Raw genomic sequence first — 18,029 nt, 5'->3', positions numbered from 1 at the left:
CTCGGTCGCGCTGCGGTTCCTGCCGGAGCGGCTTCGATGCGACCGCCCGAGGCGTCCCCGTAGGGCCAACGGGCCGTCGTCGCCCGGGAGATGGCCGGTTCCTGCGCCGTCGGCCCGGCGGGTGGACCGGAATGGCCATCAACAGTTGTGAGATATGACCTGTGACATTGTTCTGATGGCCATTCGGTGGCAGGATGCACGCCACGTCCCCCGCTTGTCCCGCCTGATGCTCAGTGAGTGCCCCCCACAGGAAAAGGACTTGGCAGTGCGCCTGCGTCTACCGATATCCACCCTCGCAGCCGGCGTCATAGCCGGCGTCGCCACGGTCGCTTCGCTGCTTCCCGCCACCGCGATCGCCGCGCCCGGCACGTCCGGTGGCAAGCCGGCCGCCGCTGCGGCCGCCCCCCTCGTCCCGAAGCCGGCCGGTCTGGCCACCTTCGCGGCCGACTCCGACCAGTTCGGCTCGCCCGCCGCCCCGCTGTCGCCGGCCCAGCTCAGCCAGGCCGCGATGGGTGAGCCGGTCGCCGCCCCCACCACCCAGGCCGCCCCGCGGGCGGTCGAGAAGAAGGCCGGGCTCGCCGCCGCGGCGGCCGCCGCGCAGAGCTGCACCGCAGCCGACTTCACCACCCGCACCGGCGCCGACCTGGTCGCGTTCGTCGAGAGCTCGACCACGGACTGCGTCAGCACGCTGTTCGACCTCACCGGCACCCCGGCGGGCGGTGTCTTCAAGCAGTCGCAGATGATGCCCGTCGCGGCCGCCTTCAAGAACCGGGCCACCGCCTACACCGGCGACAACACCAACAGCATCCTGCAACTGGTGCTGTTCCTCCGGGCCGGCTACTACGTCCAGTCCAACTACGCCGGTTCGGTGGGCGGTTACGACGCCACGCTGACCGCCGCCTCCAAGGCGGGCATGGACGCGTTCTTCGCGGGCACGCGCTGGAAGGACGTCAGCGACGCCAACGGCAACATCCTCAAGCAGGTGCTGATCTACACCGACAGCGCCAACCTGCAGGGCAGCTACCTGGGCGTCTACAAGCAGCTCCTGACCGCCTACAACAACTCGTACAACGCCATCCCCTCGATGGTCAGCGCGGTCAACGCCCCGCTGCGGTACGCGCTCTGGCGCGGCAGCTGGAACCCGGACTTCGTCCAGGCGGTCACCGCCGACCCGAGCATCGCCACCACCCTGGCGGACTTCGCGGTCAACCACCAGGACCTGCTCGGCGGGCCGAACGCGGCCCTCGACGTGAACGCCGGCAACGACCTGGGCCGGCTGGCGGGCACCGGAACCGCCGTCGAGACCGCGGTCAAGCCGCTGGTGAAGCGGGTGCTCGACGCCAGCCCGATCCTCGGCCAGACCGGTCCGCTGTACGTCGGCACCGCGTACCAGGCCAACCAGTACAACCCGGGCCAGTGTTCGTACTACAACACCTGCAACCTGCCCACCAAGCTGGCTGCCGCGGTCCTGCCGAACCGGCTGGTCTGTGACAACCGCACGCTCCAGGCCCAGTCGCTCTCGGCCACCGAGCTGGCGGCGGTCTGCACCAGCCTGCGGGGCGAGGACACCTTCTTCCACAACCTGGTCAAGGACAACGGGCCGATCCCGAACCAGTACGACAAGACGGTCATCTTCGGGATCTTCGCGAACAAGACCGACTACACCACGTACTCCTGGGCGATCTACGGCAACTCCACCGACAACGGCGGCCAGACCGTGATGGACCCGACCGACCCGAACAACCAGGCCGTGACGGTGATGTACCAGAAGTCCTGGAACGTCAACGACACCGCACGGGTGTGGAACCTCAACCACGAGTACACCCACTACCTCGACGGCATCCACGACATGAAGGGCAGCTTCGGCACCCAGACCTCGGTGCCGGACATCTGGTGGGTCGAGGGTGTCGCCGAGTACGTCTCCTTCACCTACCGGGGTGCCACCGACACCGACGCGATGGTCGAGGCGGGCAAGCACACCTACAAGCTCAGCACCATCTTCCAGAACACGTACGGCAATTCGGACTCGACCCGGGTCTACCCGTGGGGCTACCTCGCGGTCCGCTACATGTTCGAGAAGCACCCGAGCGACGTCCAGGCGATGCTGAACCGCTTCCGGGTCGGTGACTACACCGGTGGCTACGCGGTCTACAACAACGTCGGCACCGGCTACGACGCCGACTTCGACGCCTGGCTGACCAGCTGCGCCGCCGGCGCCTGCTACGCGACCGGTCCGACCTCGCTGTTCGGCCAGTCGGTGAACGGCGGCACGGTCACCCTGACGGACAAGTCCGTGCAGACCGGCCCCGGCCAGATCACCGCCTGGAACTGGACCTTCGGCGACGGTACCTCCTCGAACCTGCGGAACCCGAGCCACACCTACGCGGCGGCCGGCACCTACACGGTCGCGCTGACCACCACCGACAGCAACGGCCGGAGCGGCACCACGCCGACCTCGGTGACCGTGCTCACCGGTGGCGGCCCGGTCACTTTGCCGACCTGCACCGAGGCGCGCACCGACGCGATGGGTCAGAACTGCTCGCGGGCCAACCGCTCGGCCACCGCCGGGAACAGCGACTACCTGTACGTCTACCTGCCGGCCGGCACCACCACGCTGAAGGTGACCACCTCCGGCGGCACCGGCACCGCGTTCCTCTACTACAACGCCAACACCTGGGCCTCGCCGAACGCCTTCACCGCGTCCTCGACCAGCCCCGGCACCACCCAGAGCATCACCGTGAACAACCCGACGGCCGGGTACCGCTACCTGAGCCTGTACGCCAGCACGGACTTCAGCGGCGTCACCGTCAGCACCCAGTTCTGAGCCGACACCGACACCGTCCCCGGGCCGCCCGGCAGCCGCTGCAGCACGCAGTGACTGCCGGGCGGTGCCGTTGGGTCAGCAGTCGCACCCGCAGCCGTCACAGCAGTCGCAGCCGTCGCAGCCGTCGCAGCAACTGCAGTCGCAGTTGCCGAGGCAGTCGCACCCGTCGGAGCAGTCGTTGCGTTGGCAGAAGCCCTCGCGCCGCTCACGCGACCACGGGTCCTGGTGTTCGCAGCAGAGCAGTTGGCAGCTGCAGGCGAGCAGCGCCCACATCGCGCAGCCGGTCAGCGGATCGCGCGGCGCGGGCGGTCGCTCGGGAGCGTGGGGCTGGTGGGTCTCGTGGGCCTCGTGGTCGGTCCGGACGAAGACCCGGTCGACCGCGCGTCGGGTCTCGTGCACCAGCAGCCGGTGCGCCAGCGCCCGGTCGGTGAACTCGACCTCGGCCAGGGCGAGTCGGATGCCGTGGGTGGCGTCCCGGCAGAGCCGTTCGGCCTCCGTGCGGCTGGTGCCGGTGGCGGTCAGCGGATTCCAGGCGCCGTTCGCGTCGTCCTCGGCCTGGTCCTCGGCGGCGTCCAGCAGGTGGGCCAGCCGGCCGAACAGCCGGCCCACCTCGCGCAGGGCGGCCGCATTGTCCGGACGTCCGGCGAGCACGGCCGTGTGCGCGGTCGCCGCCGCGGTGGCGGTCTCGGTCGGTTCGGTGAGGGCGAGCAGTGGGCTGCCCGCCGTCGCCGTCCGCTCCAACTCGCCCTGGCGGTCGGCCGCTTCGAGTAGCACGGTGGTGTCGAAGCCGATCCGGTCACCGGCCCGGCCGCTCTGCCGGTCCCAGCGCCGGGCCACCGCGCGGGCGGTGCTCGCCACCGGGCGGCGGGCGAACACCCCGTCCCGGTCCAGCACATGGTCGCGCACCTTGGCCGAGGCGAGCGCGAGCGAGACGGTGGCGGCCAGCCGGGCGCCCTCGCCGTCGCTCACCTGGGCGCCGCGCATCCCGCGCAGCGGGCAGGGCCCGGCCTGACGGCGGCTGGGCGCGGACTGCGCCTCGACCAGCACCGAGATGACCAGTCCGTCGTAATTGGTGGCCGTCCTGGCCAGTTGGCCGTGGCCGTCCCGCAGGGCCAGGCAGAGCCCGCAGAGGTGCGCGAGCCAGGCGGCCCGAAGCGGTTCGGGCAGGCTGTGCCGACACGGTCTGACGATCCCGAACATTCCCGTTTCCCCCCGTGGCCGTGTACCCGGAGCATGGTACGGCCGGGGAGTGGGGCACGGTAGGGCCGGGGTCGCCGCGCGGCCGGCCGGGGTCAGCCGGTCAGGTAGCCGCCGGGCTCGGCGGTGAAGAGCGGTCCGTCGGGGCCGATGACCTGCCAGGGGTGCTCGGTGGTGTCCGGCGGGACGACCAGGCGGCGCCCGGAGTCGAAGCTGAGCTCCAGGCCGCCCGCCGGGCTGACCGAGGCGCCGGTCAGCCGGCTGCCGGTCAGCACGGTCAGGCCGCCGCTCACGCCGGTGCCGAGCTGCGGGTAGAAGTGCTCCACGCCCCCGGCGGCGAGCAGCCGGAAGTCACTGTCGATCAGGACGGTGACCGCCCCGGCCAGTTCCAGCCGCAGGCCGGCCCCGGCCCGGACCCGCTGGACCTGACGGTCCGCCAGTACCTCGGCGATGGGCTCGGTCATCCGGTGCCTCCTGGAGCTCGGTGCGCTGCCCCATTGTGATCCGCTGACCTGCCCGCGTCACGTACCCCGGCCGGGCGTGGCCGCCGCGGCCGCCGGAGACGCGGTCGGTGACCGCCGTTGGTTCAGCGGCCGGAGACGCGGTCGGCGAAGCGGGCGATCGGCGAGGTGGTGGCGCGCCCGGCCGCTTCCTGGCGGTCGGCCGCGTGGTAGGCGGCGTACAGGCTGTGCACGCCGAGCCAGCGGAGCGGTTCGACCTCCCAGCGGCGGACCTGGTGGCCGACCCAGGGGAGTTCGGTGAGCTCGGTGCGGTCGCCGAGGACCAGGTCGCGGAGGGTACGGCCGGCCAGGTTGGTGGTGGTGACGCCGCTGCCGACGTACCCGCCGGCCCAGCCCAGGCCGGTGCCGCGGTCCAGCTCGACGGTGGCGCACCAGTCCCGGGGGACGCCGAGCACGCCGGCCCAGGCGTGGTCGATCCGGGCCCCGGCGGTGCCGGGGAAGAACCGGTGCAGGATCTCCCGGAGCTGGTCCACCGTCCGCTGCTGGGTGGTGCCGTCGGTGTCGGTCCGGGAGCCGAAGCGGTACGGCACGCCGCGTCCGCCGAGCGCGATCCGGTCGTCGGCGGTGCGCTGCGCGTACATGTAGGCGTGCGCGAAGTCGCCCAGCACCTCGTGGCCCTGCCAGCCGGTCGCGGCCCAGAAGGACGCGGGCAGCGGCTCGGTGACGATCATCGCGGAGTTCATCGGCAGCCAGGTCCGGCGCTCGCCGCGCAGGCCGGCCGTGAAGCCCTCGGTGGCGCGCAGCACGTAGTCGGCGGTGACCGTCCCGGCGGCGGTCTCGGCCCGGGCCCGGCGACCGGCGGCGGCCGGGTGGACGGCCGTCACCTCGGTGCCCTCGTGGATCACCACACCGAGGTCCTGCACCACCCGGGCCAGGCCCTGGACCAGCTTCGCGGGCTGGATCCGGGCGCCGTGCGGTGTCCAGGTGCCGCCGAGCACGCCGTCCACCTTGATCCTGGCGCTGGCCTCGGCGGCCGATAGGACGGTCAACTCGTCCTCCACGAAGGCGTGTTCGTCGGCCGCGAACGCCTTCATCCGCGCGAGCTGGGCGGGCGTCCTGGCCACTTCGAGGACACCGCCGAGCACCAGGTCCGCATCGATGCGTTCCGCCGCCGCGACGTCCGCCACCTCGCGCACCGAGTCGTCCATCGCCCGCTGCATCGCCTGCGCCCGGTCGGTGCCGTACCGGCGGGCGAAGGCGCCGCGGCCGGCGAAGCCGTTGTACAGCCAGCCGCCGTTGCGGCCGGAGGCGCCGTAGCCGCAGACCCGCTGCTCCAGCACCGTGACCCGGAGCCCGGGGTCGGCCTTCTTCAGGTAGTACGCCGTCCAGAGCCCGGTGTAGCCGCCGCCGACGATGCAGACGTCGACGTCCGTCCCGGCGGTCAGACCGGGGCGCGCTGCGGGCAGTCCGATCGACGAATACCAGAACGACACACCGCCGTTGACGACGGGACTGCTGCCGTTGGAGCCCACGGGGGACCTGCCTTCACTCGGTGACGTGCCCGGGAGGCTATCGTCCGGGCGAAGGCCGGGACCACGGACAGAGTGCCACGCACCTCCGGCCCGGCGCTGCACTCTGTCAGGCGGGCGCTACGGACCGGGAACCCAGCCCGGGAGGGTGGGAAGGACCTGGGTGGCGACCCGGAACAGCGCGGCGTCGTCCGGGGTGCCGCGGTCCTGGCGCCACACGACGAACTCGAAGGACCCGCCGTCGGCGTCGGGACCCTTGGCGACCACCAGGTGCCGGGCGATGCCGCCGCTGCCGGCGGTGGTGGTGCTCCTGGTGTCGAGGGCGAACACCAGGGTGTGGTCGGAGAAGGTCGCGGCCGGGTGGCCGAGCACGGTGGTCGGCAGGAGGCTCGGGTCGGGGAAGGCCATGGTGTTCCGGAGCGAGATCCTGCGGTTGTCGGTGACCTGGACGAAGACCTTCCCGAGCTGGACCCGCGCCGAGGGGTCGGACAGCACCGTGCCGTCCGCGAGGGTGATCGGCCCGCTGCCGGGCTGGGCGATCGACACGGGGGTCTCCGGCGCGCCGAGCAGGACCGGCAGGTCGGGGCGGTTGAGGGCGGCGCACAGGGCCGGGTACCCGGGATCGTCGGCGGGTTTGGGCGGGTAGCACACGGCGGGCTCGTCGTGCGCGGCCGCCGGGTCGAGCAGGCCGGCGCCCCAGACGCTCCCGAGGGCGGCGGCGGCCAGCCCGAGGGCGGCGACCGCCTGGAGGACGGCGCTCCTGGTGCTCAGGCCGGGAGCAGCCCCCGGCGGCTGGGGCGGTGGCGGTCCGGCCGTGGCCGGAGCTGAGGGTGTGTCGGTTTCCATTCGGGCCCCCCTGGGTCGGTGCGGTGCACCGGCGCGATGATCTCGGTGCGAAGGTACCAGCGGGTAGATCCGGCCGCCCGGGGGATTCGGGGTACCGCCGGGCGCGGGCCCGGCCACCCGGACGCGAGGCAGGCCCCTGGGGGTGCCGGTGCTGACAAGTCCGTTTGATGGCAGGGGAGTTGCCGGATGGATTGGCAGGAGCGAGCTGGTTGACGTGCTCATGGGGCGGCTCGATGGTGGTGCTCAGCAGCCAGGTCCCAGCCCCCATCAGGGAGACGACACCATGAGAAACCGCCGCCCCGCCGTCCTGCTCGCCGCCGTCGCGATGCTCGTCACCGGCTCCGCGCTAGCCCTCCCGTCCGCCGCCGTCGCTCGCGCCACCCCCGTCGGCGGGCAGGCCGCTGCGGTGGCCGGCGCGCTCCAGCAGTCGCTGGGCGAGGAGCGCAGTGCCGGTTCGTACCTGGACGGGAGCGGCCGGCTGGTCGTCACCGTCACGGACCGGTCCGCCGCAGAGCAGGTCAGGGCGACCGGGGCGGTGGCCCAACTGGTCGCCCGGAGCGGCGCACAGCTGGCCGCCGCGACGGCCGAGCTCGACCGCTCCGCCGCCGTCCCCGGGACGGCCTGGGCGGTCGACCCGGTCACCAACCAGGTGCTGCTCTCGGTGGACGAGAGCGTCCGGGGCGCCGAGCTGGCCCGGGTCACCGAGGCCGCCGGGCGGCTGGGTACGGCCGTCCGGGTGGAGCAGGTGGCCGGACGTTTCAGCACCAAGCTGGCCGGTGGTGACGCGATCTACGGCGGCGGCTACCGCTGCTCGCTGGGCTTCAACGTGCGCAGCGGCAGCACGTACTCGTTCCTGACGGCCGGTCACTGCGGCAACGCGGTGGCTTCCTGGTACACCAGCCAGAGCCAGACCACCAAGCTCGGCAGCACGGCCAACTCCCGGTTCCCGGGCGACGACTTCGCCATCGTCCGGTACACGGACGGCTCGACCCCGCCATCCTCGGTCGACCTGTACAACGGCACCACCCGGCGGATCACCGCCGCGAGCACCCCCGCCGTCGGGGCGACCGTCTCCCGCAGCGGCAGCACCACCAAGGTGCACAGCGGCAAGGTCACCGCGCTGAACGCCACCGTCAACTACGCCGAGGGCAGCGTCCGGGGCCTGATCCGCACCACGGTCTGCGCCGAGCCCGGCGACAGCGGTGGCGCGCTGTTCTCCGGCAACACCGCGCACGGCCTGACCTCGGGCGGCAGCGGCAACTGCTCCAGCGGCGGCACCACCTTCTTCCAGCCGGTGGTGGAGGCGCTCAGCGCGTACGGCGTCAGCGTCTACTGACGGACCGTCCGCACGCCGGAGGGCCGGACCCGTCAGGTACGGGGCCGGCCCTCCGGGCTGGTCAGGGGCTCAGGCCGGGGCCGCGGCCGACTCCTGGACCTGCGCGTACGGCGCGAGCTTCCGGATCGAGTCGATGCTCTTCATGCACTGTTCCTTCGACTCGTGCGGGTCACTGGTGATCACCACCGTGCCGTTGGACGCCTTGAGCCGGAACCGGTGCACGCCCGACGTGTCGGTGTAGAGCTCGAACTTTCCTGCCATGGGACTGCTCACCTCTCGTAGGTCGGACCCCCAAGGCACCGTAGGACGGACCCCGGGCGAGCCGCACCCCGACGCGATCCGATCGGGTGGCGGACCGTCGGACGGACAACCGCGCCGCCGGAGACGGCCGGGAGCCCGGTGTTCAGAGGCGAACGGTCATCGCCACGTGCACCTCGTCCCCCGCCGAGAGGTCCAGGGGCCTGCGCACGGCCGCCTTGAGCGGCAGCAGGTAGCCGCCGTCCTTGGGGAAGAGCGAGGTGGCGAAGGCGGTCCCACCGATCCTGGCCTCGACCGGGACGACGCCCCAGCCGTAGGTGGCCATCGCCGCCACCTGGCGGACCTCGGTGGCCTGTTCGGCCGGCACGGGGACGAAGTAGAACGGGGAAGGCCCTCGCCACTCGATCACCCGGCTGGTGAAGACGATGTCCACGGGATTGGTCCGTTCCTCGTGAAGGGGGCGGCGCACGCTGCCGCGCCGGTGGTCTGGCCGGAAGAGGTCGGGACTCAGGCGAACTGGGTCCCGACGGGGCCGTGGACCTTTCCGGCCAGTCGGGAGTCGGCGGCCAGGAAGGCGGCGAACTCCGCCTGCTGCTCCGGGGTGAGCCCGGCCTTGAGGACGGTGGCTCCCACCGGCACCCGGGCGGTCGTCTTGAGGTTGCTCGCCACCGCCCAGGCCACCGGGTTGTCCGTCACCCGGGTCACCGAGGCCCAGGGGACCTCGTGCCGGGTGGCCCCCACCGCGTAGTCGAGCCCTTCGCCGGTGATCCGTACGACGGTGGGGCCGCTGAACCGCCGTGCCGTCATCAGCACGATCTTGCGGTGCAGCGCCGGCGTCGCCCAGATCAGCGCCAGCCCGGTCACCGCGATCACGGTGACCACCCAGGGGCCGAGCAGGCCGAAGAGACCGACCAGCACCCAGAAGCCGGTGAGCAGCCAACGCCGCACCGGTCTCCGGGTGGTGTGGTTCCGGATCGCCTCGGCGAGGTCCGCCTCGGTCGCCGTGTAGTCGGCCCGAATGTCCATGGTGTCCCCCGTTGACGGTCTGTCGGCCCCGGTCGCGGCCGATCAGACAGTACAACGGGCCGTCGGCCGGTCCGGGGCCGGGGAGCCTCGGCGGCGGTCAGGCGATGGTGACCGTCACGGTGGTGAAGCCGGTGGAGTGCAGCAGGCCGGTCAGCATGGTGCGGGTGCTGTCGTCGGCCTGCCGGATCAACTCGGTCTCGGTGGCCGCCTGTTGGATCTTCTTGGTGGCGAGCTCCTCGACCTGCTGCTGGTTGCCGGGGTTGCTGCTGAAGAAGTCGCCGATCCGGTCGAAGAAGCCGCGTTGCTGCAGGTAGACGTAGGAGCGCTTGAGGTCGATGGACGGTGGCGCGAGTTGGGCGTGCGGGACGGTGAGCGCCACCGTCCGCCGGTCCTCGGAGACGGTGACGGACTGCGGGCCGAGGCCACCCAGTTCGACGTAGGCGTCCACCGTCCCGGCCGCGACGTAGAGGGTGCGGTTGCCGAGCAGTTGGGACGGCAGGAAGGCCGCCTCGTGGTCGAGGTCGACGATCACCTGGAAGTTGCCCTGGGCACCGGTGAAGCGCTTCATCTGCTGGATCGACTGCAGCAGCACGGGCTGGCTCCGGTCCACGCTCCGCTTCTCGAACGGGTTGGGCAGGCTGGGGAAGAGGTCGAGCTTCGCCCCGGCCAGGAACAGGGCGAACAGCACGGCCAGTGTCACGGGCAGGCTCAGGTACCAGGGGAAGGCGCGGCGGGATCCGGTGCGGCCGGTGTCGGTGTCGGTGTCGGGTCGGTCGGGGCGGGGTCTGTTACGGAGGCGTCCGAACGGTGCCATGGTCTTCCTTCCTTGGGGGTGGTGCGGCGGACGTGCAGGGCACGGCTGAGGCGGTGGCCGATCAGCAGCCAGGTGACCAGCGCACCGGTGGTGTTGAGGAGGATGTCGTCGACGTCGAAGGCCCGGCCCTCGACCAGGAGGGCCTGGGCGGTCTCGACCGTCACCATGATCAGTGCGGTCAGTCCGGTGACCCGGAGCAGACTACGGGCCTGCGGGAACAGTGCGGGCAACAACAGCCCGAACGGGGCGCCGAGCAGCAGGTTGCCGCCGAGTTGCTGCACCGCCGCGCGGACGGCCGGCTGGTCCAGGTAGGCCCGGAGGGAGGCACCCGGCCGGAGGTTGGCGTGCGCGATGCTCCGGGAGGCCGGGGAGGGCAGCAGGGTGACGCGGGCCAGCGCGACCGCGAACGCCACCGTGGCGGCCAGCGCCAGCAGCATCACCGTGCCGCGGACCAGCACCGACAGCAGGCCGCGTCGGTGCAGGAACGGCGGCCGGTCGTACTCCGGCACCGGCTCTACCGGGTGGTCGGCCCGGGGAGTCTCCCCGCTGATTGTGGTCACGTTCCAGCCTCCAGTGCCGCTGCCGGTCGGCGCGCGGTCCCCTGCGTGTACCCCGCAGTGGCCAGGTCAAGCAGAAGGGCCGTCAAGACCCTTGGACAACAGCTGAGTTGGCCGGAGTGGAAGAGCGCGACGGGGGCAGACGGAGGGCGACAACCCCAGGAAGGGACGTGCTGCCATGTCGCACATAGCGGAGTCGGTCGAGGTGTCGGTGCCGGTGGAGGACGCCTACCGGGAGTGGTCGCGGTTCACCGCGTTCCCGGAGTTCATGCACGGGATCGAGGAGGTGGCGGCGGCCCCCGGGGCGACGGTGCACTGGGTGGCCGGAGTGGACGGCGTCCGTCGGGAGTTCGACACCGAGGTCACCGAACGGGTGCCGGGCGAGCGGATCGCCTGGCGCTCGGTGGCCGGGGTCGAGCACTCCGGGGTGGTCACCTTCCACGCCCTGGAGACCGGCCGGAGCCGGGTGATGCTGCAGATCGACCACACCCCGCACGGTGTGCTGGACGCGGTCGGGGACTGGCTCGGCTTCATCGCCCACGAAGTGCAGCGCTGCCTGAGGGACTTCAAGCAGCACGTGGAGGGTCGGGCGGTGGCGCACTGACGCTCGGGCCGCCCCCGGAGGGGCGGCCCGAGCGGAGGACCTGGTCAGCCCGCGATCACCGGGTAGTGGTCGGAGAGGTCGCTGTAGGTGTAGCTGGTGCCCCAGCTGCTGACCGTCCACGGCTTGCTGTGGAAGCGCAGCACGGTGTTGCCGTAGCTCTGCGGACGGGCGTGGTCGGCCCGGTAGAGCACGTAGTCCAGGTCCTCCTTCGGCTCGCCCGGGTAGCGGTAGGCGGCGATCGAGTTGTCGGCGGTGTCGAAGGAGTTGACCCAGCCGGTCCGGCTGGTGGCCGGGGCCAGGTTGCCGTTGGCGAGCAGGGCCGGGTACTCGGAGTCGTGCGAGTTCACGTTGAGGTCGCCGGCCAGCAGCACCGGCTCGTTCGCCGGGATGCCCTTGCCGTCCACGAAGTTCTTCATCGCGGTCAGCTGCGCCGCCCGGACGGTGGCGGGCTGGCCGTTGGAGCAGCCGGAGTCGGTCGACTGCAGGTGGGTCCCGAGCACGTGGGTGCGCTGGCCGTTGACGTTCAGTACGGCGTAGACGAAGCCCTTGTTCGACCACCAGTCGGCGCCGCAGGCGTCCTTGAAGACGTACTGCTCCTTGCGCAGGATCGGCCACTTGCTCAGCAGCGTGACCCCGCCGTCCTCGGGGGTGGTGGAGCTGTAGCTGCCGCCGGTCGCGTCCCAGCCGCTGGTGGAGCGGCCGACCACCGGGGTCTGGTACGGGTACGCCGTTCTGGCCAGCGAGAGCAGCTTGTCCGAGGCGGCGTTGTCGAACGCCTCCTGGAGCACCACCACGTCGTTGCCCTGGAAGAACGGTGCGGCCGCGATCTCCTTGGCCCGGTAGTCCTGGCCCCAGTTGGGGTAGAGGCCGGTGCTCATCAGGAAGGTGTTGTAGGTCAGCACCTTGAGCGGCGCGACGGTGACGGGCGCCTGCTCGGCCTGCGCGGCGGGGGCGGCGGCGAGCGTGCCGAGCAGCGCGGCTGCGGCGAGGGCGACCGTGCGACGGGCGGAGGTGTGGGGCATCGAGGCTCCGTGAAGAGGTGAGGGAGCTCGTCGGGCGACGAGATGTTGTGTAGTCAACTCGGGCTTGTTCACGTGGTTCAAGACGTCGGGAGAGCATCCGGTGAACTCGGCTTGAACTAGACCTACTGTCAGGTACGTACCTGCGGCGGCCGAGAGCGTACCCAATTCGTACGCGCCGCGCAGGTGTTGTGCCGGCGACCGGCCCGCCGGGCGGCTGGCACGGGTTGGTGCGGTGCTCAGGCGGGTCGCCCGAAGTCGGTGGCGACCAGGTGGTCGGCCCAGCGGCGGAGGGTCTCGGCGACGGGCGGGTGGTGGAGGCCGGCGGCGGTGGCCAAGTGGTCGGCGGAGGTGGTGTCGTAGCGGTCGGTGGCGAGGAACGAGAGGGTCTCCGGGTCGGCGCCGGTCAGGGCCCGGGGGAGGTGGCGGACCAGGGCGACCGGAAGCCGCAGCCGGGGCGCCCGGACGCCCAGGTGGTCGGCCAGCAGGGCGATCAGGGACGGGAGTTCGGGGGTGGCCGGGTCGAGCACGGTGTGCTGGTGCAGCGGGCCCCGGTCGTACTGCGGGACGGCGGCCAGGAAGCGGGCCAGGTGGTCGGCGGCCACCACGGGCACGAAGGTGCGTCGGCTGCCCGCCAGGGCGGGAAGGCGGCCCCGGTACAGCTGCTCGACCAGGGCGGCCAGGCCGAGGTACTGGCCGGCCTCGCCGGTGACGGAGTGTCCGATCACGGTGCTGGGGCTCACCACGCTGAGCGGCAAGCCGAGTTCGGGGGCGAGGGCGCGGACGGCGCTGTCCCCCTCGATCTTCGACGCCTCGTACGCGCCGAGCCGGCGGTACAGCCGGTCGGTGCGGTCCGGTGGCAGCGGGGACGGGTGGCCCGCGACCCGGTAGCCGGAGAGGTGCACCAGGCGACGGGTGGCTGGCCGGGCGGCGGCCCAGCGCAGGACGTGGACGGCGCCGTCCCGGTTCGCGGTACGGGCCTCGTCGCGGGGGAGGCCGAAGCGGAACAGGGCGGCGAGGTTGTGGATGTCGCGGACTTCCGTCAGCCGTTCGTGATCGGCGGGGGAGAGGCCGAGGTCGGGGCGGGTGATGTCGGCGGCGACGGTGGTGAGGGCGTCGGTCGCGGTGTCGTGACCGGTCAGCCAGCGCCGGAGCTCGGCATCCCGGCCGGACCGGATGCCGACGGCCACCGGGTTTCCCTGGACGAGCAGTTCGCGCACCAGCCAGCGGCCGATGAAACCGTTGGCGCCGAGCACGAGCGTGGTTGCGGTCATGCGTTCTCCCTGAATAGACCGGTCTACATAATTTCGGGGGCGGTGCCCGGAGCGTGGCCCCGGCAGGCTCAGGCGAGCAGCAGCTCGGCGGAGCGGGCCGCCTGGTCGAGCGGGAGGCGGCTGCGCTGCACGCGGGCCAGCAGGAGGGCGCCTTCGAGCAGGGCGAGCACCGCTCCGGCGGCGGCGTCCGCCCGGGCGGGGGAGTGACCTTCCGTCACGAGCAGGTCCGCCAGGGCCTGTTGCCAGGTCGCGTAGGTGTCGGCGCACAGGCGGCGGAGCGACTCGTTCGTGGCCGAGACCTCCAGTGCGACGGTGGCCAGTGGGCAGCCCTTGCGGTAGTCGGACTGCTCCATCCGGCCGGCCAGCAGGCCGATCAGCCGGCTGATCACCTCCGCCGCCCCCGCCGTGCGGGTGTCCCGGAGCAGCTCGATCAGATCGCTCATCTCGCGCCCGGCCTCGGTGAGCGCCTGGGTCACCAACTGGTCCTTCCCTTCGGGGAAGTGGAAGTACAGCGAGCCGCGCGGTGTGCCGCTCTCCGTCAGCACCAGGTTGAGCCCGGTGGCGGCGTACCCCTGGGCCTCCAGCAGGTCCCGGGTGGCCCGGACCAGCCGGGCCCGCGTCTCCTCGCCCTTGGCTCCCATGGCGGCGAGAATAGACCGGTCTGCATATTCCGGTCAATCGGCGCGGACCGCCGGGGTTCGGTATTTCCGAACCCCGGACTCGGGTGGCCACCCCAGTGCCTGGTCGACCTGAGGATCCGTAGGTTCGAAGCATCGTCGGCGACCGCCGGCCACCGAAGGAGCCCGCGATGCCGGACCGCGAACCGCCCACCCCGCCCGACGCCCTGCACCTGCACGGTGTGACCCGGCAGTACGGACGCGGCGGCAACGCCGTGCACGCCCTGCGCGGCATCGACCTCCGGCTGCCCCGGGGCAGTTTCACCGCCGTGATGGGTCCGTCCGGCTCGGGCAAGAGCACCTTCCTGCAGTGCGCCGCCGGCCTGGACCGGCCCTCCAGTGGCTCGGTCCGGCTCGGCGGACAGGAGCTGACCGGCCTGCGGGAACGGCGGCTGACCCGGCTGCGACGAGCCCGGGTCGGCTTCGTCTTCCAGCAGTTCAACCTGCTCCCGGCCCTGACGGTCGAACAGAACGTGCTGCTGCCAATCCGGTTGGACGGACGCCGCGCCGACCGCAGGCAGGCCGCCCGGGCACTGGCGGAGGTCGGCCTGGCCGGCCGGGCCCGGCAGCGTCCCGGTCAGCTCTCCGGTGGGCAGCAGCAGCGGGTGGCCATCGCCCGGGCCCTGATCACCGAGCCCGAGGTCCTGTTCGCCGACGAGCCCACCGGTGCACTCGACTCCGTCACCGCCGCCGAGGTCCTCGGCCTGCTGCGGCGTTCGGTCGACGCCCGCGGCGCCACCGTGGTGATGGTCACCCACGACACCGCGGCAGCGGCCTGGGCGGACCGGGTGCTGGTGCTCGACCACGGCCGGATCGTGGCCGACCTGCCCGGCGCCGACTCGCCCGGCGCCGACCGGCCCGGCGCCGACGGCGGGGAGGAGCAGCGGGAGGCGGCGGCCCGCCGGATCGCCACCCGGATGCGCGCCCTGACCACGCCGTCGGTCCGACCGGAGGTCGCGGCGTGACCACCGGCCTGGCCCGCGCCTCGCTGCGCTCCCGTCCCGCCGCAGCCGTCGGCGTCCTCGCCGCGCTGGTGCTGTCCGCGACGGTGATCACCGCCTCGGTGGCGGTCCTGGTCACGGCGTCCGCCGCGCCGCCGTCCCCGCAGCGCGAGGACCTGACCACCATCGGGATCGGCTTCACCCTGGTCACCGTCTACCTGTCGATCTTCGCCACCGCCCAGGTGGCCGCCCTGGCGGTGGCCCAGCGGCAGCGGGAGACCGCACTGCTGCGCACGGTCGGCGCCGGCCCGTGGCAGGTCCGGCGCGCGGTGGTCGCCGAGACGCTGCTCACCGCCGCCCCCGCGCTGCCCGCCGGCTACGGGGCAGGTGTGCTGCTGGCCCGGTGGTGGTTCGGCGCGATGGCCGACCGGGGCCTGGTGCCGACCGGGCTCCGACTGACCGTCGGCTGGCCGCCCGCCGTGGCCGCAGCGGTCGTCCTCGTCGTCACCGCACTGCTCGGCGGCCTGCTGGCCGCACAGCGGGCGGCCCGGCTGCGCCCGGCCGCCGCGCTCGGCGAGGCGGCCGGTCCCGGCGGCGGCCCGTTGTGGCTGCGGGGCGTGCTCGCGGCGGCGGCGCTGGCGGGGGCGGTGGTGCTGCAGTCCGCGGTGGCCGCCGAACCGGCCGAGGAGGTGGCCGAACACGTCCCGTTGCTGCTGCTCGCGTACCTGGTCGCGGTCGCGCTGGCCGGCCCGCTGCTCGGCCGGCTGGCGGCTGCGGTGGCCGCCGTGCCGCTGCGGCTGTGCGGGGCGCCGGGGGAGCTGGCGGTCGCCAACAGCCGGGCCCGGTCCCGGCGGCTGTCGGCGGCGATCACTCCGGTGGCGCTGGTGGTGGCCTTCACGCTGGCCAAGCTCGGCAGCCTGGTGGGACGTCAGGACCCGCCGTGGATCGACCTGTTCGCGACCGCGCTCTACGGCGGATTCGCCGCCCTGGTGGCGGTGGACACGCTGGTCATGCTGATGCTGGCACGCCGACGCGAGGTCGCCCTGCTGCGGCTGATCGGCGCGGGTCCTGCCCAACTGGTCCGGATGGCGCTGCTGGAGGCGGCGCTGGTCGCCGGGACCGCCTTCGGGCTGGGCGCGGCGGTCGCGGGTGCCGCCACCGCACCACTGGTACGGCTCGGTGCGCCGGGGCCCGCCCAGCTGCCGGTCCAGGTCTGGGGCGGCCTGGCGCTCGCCGTGACCGGCCTCGTTGTAGTCTCCTCGGTCGGCCCCCTGGTCCGGCTGCTGACGATCCGTCCGGCCTCGGGCGTGAGCACGTGAGGGAGCGGGTGGACGAGGTGAGCGGTGCGCGGGCGCGGCGGACGCTACGGGCGTTCGGCGTACCGGTCGGCCGGGCCGACCTCCGCGAGCTGGGGTACGCCCTGGCCGGCCCGCTTCCCGGGCTGCTCGGCGTGGCCCTGCTCTACCCGGTGCTCGCGGTGGCCCTGGTGCTGTCGGTCACCCACCTCGGCCTGCCCCTGCTGGCCGCCGTGCTCACCGCCGGGCGCGGGATCGGCGCGGTGCACCGCCGGCTGCTGCGCGGCCTGCTCGGCGAGGACGTCCCGGCGCCGCCGGGTCCCGCTGCGGGCGGCGGCACGGCGCTGCGGGCCCGGCTGACCGACGGCGCGAGCTGGCGGACGCTGGCCTTCGTCCTGCTGGCCGCGCCGCTGAGCGTCCTGGTGCTGGCGGTGACCGTCGGCCTTCGGCTGTACGGGCTCGCCGGGGTGCTCTACCCGCTGTGGTGGCGGTCCGTCAGCGCGGACGGGCACCGGGGGCTGAGCCTCGGGACCCTGGCGCTGGACACCGTGCCGAGTTCGCTGCTGGTCGCCCTGGCCGGGCTGGGCGTGCTGGCGTTCGCGGGTTGGGTGGGCCGGCGGCTGCTGGTGCTGACCCGGTACCTGGGCCGGGCGCTGCTCGGGCCGAGCCGACTCTCCGAGCGAGTCAGGGACTTGGAGGAGCGGCGGGCCGTGGTCGTCCACGACTCGGCGATGACGCTGCGCCGGATCGAACGCGACCTGCACGACGGTGCCCAGGCCCAGCTGATCGCGGTCACCCTGGCGCTCGCCTCGGCCCGGTCCAGGCTCGACCGGCTCGGTCCGGACGGGACGATCCCGGCCGCCGACCTGAGCCGGGGCAGGGAGCTGGTCGACCAGGCGCTCGGCAACGCCCGCACCGCCGTCGGCGACCTGCGTGACCTGGTGCGGGGGATCCACCCGCCGGTGCTGGACACCGGCCTGGACGCCGCGCTGGAGACGCTCGCGGCCCGCACCGGCGTGCCGGTCCGGCTGCGCACCGGGCTGGCGGGGCGCCTTCCCGAGGAGGTCGAGACGATCGCCTACTTCTGTGCCTCGGAGCTGCTCAGCAACGCCGCCCGGCACTCCGGTGCGGACCTGATCGAGCTGACGGCCCGGCAGTCGGCCGGTCTGCTGCGGCTGGTGGTCCGGGACGAGGGCCGGGGCGGGGCGGTGCTGCTGCCGGGCACGGCGGGCGGCGGCAGCGGGCTGTCGGGGCTGGCCGAGCGGGTCCGGGCGGTGGACGGGAGCCTGCGGGTGGACAGTCCGGCGGGCGGGCCGACGACCGTTACGGTGGAGCTTCCCGCCCGACCCGGTGCCACCTGACGCCGACGAC

At 73.1% G+C, this 18,029-nt stretch carries 18 protein-coding genes; 6 read left to right on the top strand and 12 right to left on the bottom strand.

What is annotated here, in order from left to right; all coding sequences use genetic code 11:
• The first annotated feature begins 265 nt into the window (after positions 1-265).
• Positions 266-2,824 (top strand): collagenase, encoded by a 2,559-nt coding sequence (locus ACIRPK_RS18320; protein WP_403039802.1) that lies wholly within the window; start codon positions 266-268, stop codon positions 2,822-2,824.
• Positions 2,825-2,899: 75 nt separating this feature from the next.
• On the opposite strand, the gene ACIRPK_RS18315 is transcribed toward ACIRPK_RS18320, so the two are convergent.
• From ACIRPK_RS18315 to ACIRPK_RS18300, 4 genes are all read right to left on the bottom strand, one after another.
• Positions 2,900-4,024: a DUF5685 family protein gene (locus ACIRPK_RS18315; RefSeq protein WP_403039799.1), complete on the bottom strand. Its 1,125-nt coding sequence runs from the start codon at positions 4,022-4,024 to the stop codon at positions 2,900-2,902.
• Positions 4,025-4,116: 92 nt separating this feature from the next.
• Positions 4,117-4,485 carry a DUF6188 family protein gene (locus ACIRPK_RS18310; protein WP_403039796.1) on the bottom strand — a complete coding sequence of 123 codons (369 nt, stop codon included), beginning with the start codon at positions 4,483-4,485 and terminating at the stop codon, positions 4,117-4,119.
• A gap of 122 nt (positions 4,486-4,607) precedes the next feature.
• Positions 4,608-6,014 (bottom strand): NAD(P)/FAD-dependent oxidoreductase, encoded by a 1,407-nt coding sequence (locus tag ACIRPK_RS18305; protein ID WP_403039793.1) that lies wholly within the window; start codon positions 6,012-6,014, stop codon positions 4,608-4,610.
• A gap of 117 nt (positions 6,015-6,131) precedes the next feature.
• Entirely contained in the window at positions 6,132-6,857 is a 726-nt protein-coding gene (locus tag ACIRPK_RS18300) for a DUF6215 domain-containing protein (protein ID WP_403039791.1), read from the bottom strand.
• 283 nt (positions 6,858-7,140) lie between these two features.
• Between ACIRPK_RS18300 and ACIRPK_RS18295 the strand changes: the two genes are divergently transcribed.
• Positions 7,141-8,193 (top strand): S1 family peptidase, encoded by a 1,053-nt coding sequence (locus ACIRPK_RS18295; RefSeq protein WP_403039789.1) that lies wholly within the window; start codon positions 7,141-7,143, stop codon positions 8,191-8,193.
• A gap of 69 nt (positions 8,194-8,262) precedes the next feature.
• Here the strand turns inward: ACIRPK_RS18295 and ACIRPK_RS18290 are convergent, their stop codons facing one another.
• The 5 genes from ACIRPK_RS18290 to ACIRPK_RS18270 all read right to left on the bottom strand — a co-directional run bounded on the left by ACIRPK_RS18290 (position 8,263) and on the right by ACIRPK_RS18270 (position 10,851).
• Positions 8,263-8,454: a YegP family protein gene (locus tag ACIRPK_RS18290; protein WP_403039787.1), complete on the bottom strand. Its 192-nt coding sequence runs from the start codon at positions 8,452-8,454 to the stop codon at positions 8,263-8,265.
• 142 nt (positions 8,455-8,596) lie between these two features.
• Positions 8,597-8,884 carry a DUF1905 domain-containing protein gene (locus ACIRPK_RS18285; protein ID WP_403039785.1) on the bottom strand — a complete coding sequence of 96 codons (288 nt, stop codon included), beginning with the start codon at positions 8,882-8,884 and terminating at the stop codon, positions 8,597-8,599.
• 74 nt (positions 8,885-8,958) lie between these two features.
• Positions 8,959-9,477: a hypothetical protein gene (locus ACIRPK_RS18280; protein ID WP_403039783.1), complete on the bottom strand. Its 519-nt coding sequence runs from the start codon at positions 9,475-9,477 to the stop codon at positions 8,959-8,961.
• A 97-nt stretch (positions 9,478-9,574) separates the two neighbouring features.
• A complete protein-coding gene (locus tag ACIRPK_RS18275; RefSeq protein WP_403039781.1) occupies positions 9,575-10,177 on the bottom strand; it encodes a DUF4230 domain-containing protein in 603 nt (200 codons plus the stop codon).
• An 8-nt stretch (positions 10,178-10,185) separates the two neighbouring features.
• Positions 10,186-10,851 carry a VanZ family protein gene (locus tag ACIRPK_RS18270; RefSeq protein WP_403039779.1) on the bottom strand — a complete coding sequence of 222 codons (666 nt, stop codon included), beginning with the start codon at positions 10,849-10,851 and terminating at the stop codon, positions 10,186-10,188.
• A gap of 175 nt (positions 10,852-11,026) precedes the next feature.
• Here ACIRPK_RS18270 and ACIRPK_RS18265 point away from each other — a divergent pair, with 175 nt between their 5' ends.
• The gene (locus tag ACIRPK_RS18265) at positions 11,027-11,452 is read left to right on the top strand and encodes an SRPBCC family protein (protein WP_403039777.1); all 426 of its coding nucleotides are present in this window, start codon (positions 11,027-11,029) and stop codon (positions 11,450-11,452) included.
• A gap of 44 nt (positions 11,453-11,496) precedes the next feature.
• On the opposite strand, the gene sph is transcribed toward ACIRPK_RS18265, so the two are convergent.
• The 3 genes from sph to ACIRPK_RS18250 all read right to left on the bottom strand — a co-directional run bounded on the left by sph (position 11,497) and on the right by ACIRPK_RS18250 (position 14,386).
• Complete coding sequence (gene sph, locus ACIRPK_RS18260) at positions 11,497-12,474, bottom strand: sphingomyelin phosphodiesterase (protein WP_403039775.1); 978 nt, start codon at positions 12,472-12,474, stop codon at positions 11,497-11,499.
• A gap of 236 nt (positions 12,475-12,710) precedes the next feature.
• On the bottom strand, positions 12,711-13,745 hold the full coding sequence (locus tag ACIRPK_RS18255; protein ID WP_403039773.1) for an SDR family oxidoreductase: 1,035 nt from the start codon (positions 13,743-13,745) through the stop codon (positions 12,711-12,713).
• Between the two features lie 68 nt (positions 13,746-13,813).
• Positions 13,814-14,386, bottom strand: coding sequence for a TetR/AcrR family transcriptional regulator (locus tag ACIRPK_RS18250; protein WP_403039771.1), 573 nt, complete (start codon positions 14,384-14,386; stop codon positions 13,814-13,816).
• A 167-nt stretch (positions 14,387-14,553) separates the two neighbouring features.
• On the opposite strand from ACIRPK_RS18250, the gene ACIRPK_RS18245 reads away from it, so the two are divergent.
• Genes ACIRPK_RS18245 through ACIRPK_RS18235 form a run of 3 tightly spaced genes read left to right on the top strand, consistent with a single transcriptional unit; the run spans position 14,554 to position 18,019 of the window.
• Positions 14,554-15,387, top strand: coding sequence for an ABC transporter ATP-binding protein (locus ACIRPK_RS18245; RefSeq protein WP_403039769.1), 834 nt, complete (start codon positions 14,554-14,556; stop codon positions 15,385-15,387).
• The gene (locus tag ACIRPK_RS18240; protein ID WP_403039767.1) at positions 15,384-16,682 is read left to right on the top strand and encodes an FtsX-like permease family protein; all 1,299 of its coding nucleotides are present in this window, start codon (positions 15,384-15,386) and stop codon (positions 16,680-16,682) included. Before ACIRPK_RS18245 ends, ACIRPK_RS18240 begins: the two co-directional genes overlap by 4 nt.
• 8 nt (positions 16,683-16,690) lie before the next feature.
• Positions 16,691-18,019: a sensor histidine kinase gene (locus tag ACIRPK_RS18235; protein ID WP_403039765.1), complete on the top strand. Its 1,329-nt coding sequence runs from the start codon at positions 16,691-16,693 to the stop codon at positions 18,017-18,019.
• Positions 18,020-18,029 lie beyond the last annotated feature (10 nt).

Origin of the sequence: Kitasatospora sp. NPDC101801 (genome assembly GCF_044766665.1) — a bacterium.
Taxonomy (GTDB): Bacteria; Actinomycetota; Actinomycetes; order Streptomycetales; family Streptomycetaceae; genus Kitasatospora.
This window is presented reverse-complemented; position numbering and strand designations above follow the sequence as displayed.

Bases quoted from the DNA above. Each gene is read 5' to 3' on its own strand.
- ACIRPK_RS18250 (WP_403039771.1), bottom strand. From the start codon at position 14,386: ATGGGAGCCAAGGGCGAGGAGACGCGGGCCCGGCTGGTCCGGGCCACC.
- ACIRPK_RS18315 (WP_403039799.1), bottom strand. From the start codon at position 4,024: ATGTTCGGGATCGTCAGACCGTGTCGGCACAGCCTGCCCGAACCGCTT.
- ACIRPK_RS18290 (WP_403039787.1), bottom strand. From the start codon at position 8,454: ATGGCAGGAAAGTTCGAGCTCTACACCGACACGTCGGGCGTGCACCGG.
- ACIRPK_RS18310 (WP_403039796.1), bottom strand. From the start codon at position 4,485: ATGACCGAGCCCATCGCCGAGGTACTGGCGGACCGTCAGGTCCAGCGG.
- ACIRPK_RS18265 (WP_403039777.1), top strand. From the start codon at position 11,027: ATGTCGCACATAGCGGAGTCGGTCGAGGTGTCGGTGCCGGTGGAGGAC.
- ACIRPK_RS18255 (WP_403039773.1), bottom strand. From the start codon at position 13,745: ATGACCGCAACCACGCTCGTGCTCGGCGCCAACGGTTTCATCGGCCGC.
- ACIRPK_RS18295 (WP_403039789.1), top strand. From the start codon at position 7,141: ATGAGAAACCGCCGCCCCGCCGTCCTGCTCGCCGCCGTCGCGATGCTC.
- ACIRPK_RS18245 (WP_403039769.1), top strand. From the start codon at position 14,554: ATGCCGGACCGCGAACCGCCCACCCCGCCCGACGCCCTGCACCTGCAC.
- ACIRPK_RS18300 (WP_403039791.1), bottom strand. From the start codon at position 6,857: ATGGAAACCGACACACCCTCAGCTCCGGCCACGGCCGGACCGCCACCG.
- sph (WP_403039775.1), bottom strand. From the start codon at position 12,474: ATGCCCCACACCTCCGCCCGTCGCACGGTCGCCCTCGCCGCAGCCGCG.
- ACIRPK_RS18280 (WP_403039783.1), bottom strand. From the start codon at position 9,477: ATGGACATTCGGGCCGACTACACGGCGACCGAGGCGGACCTCGCCGAG.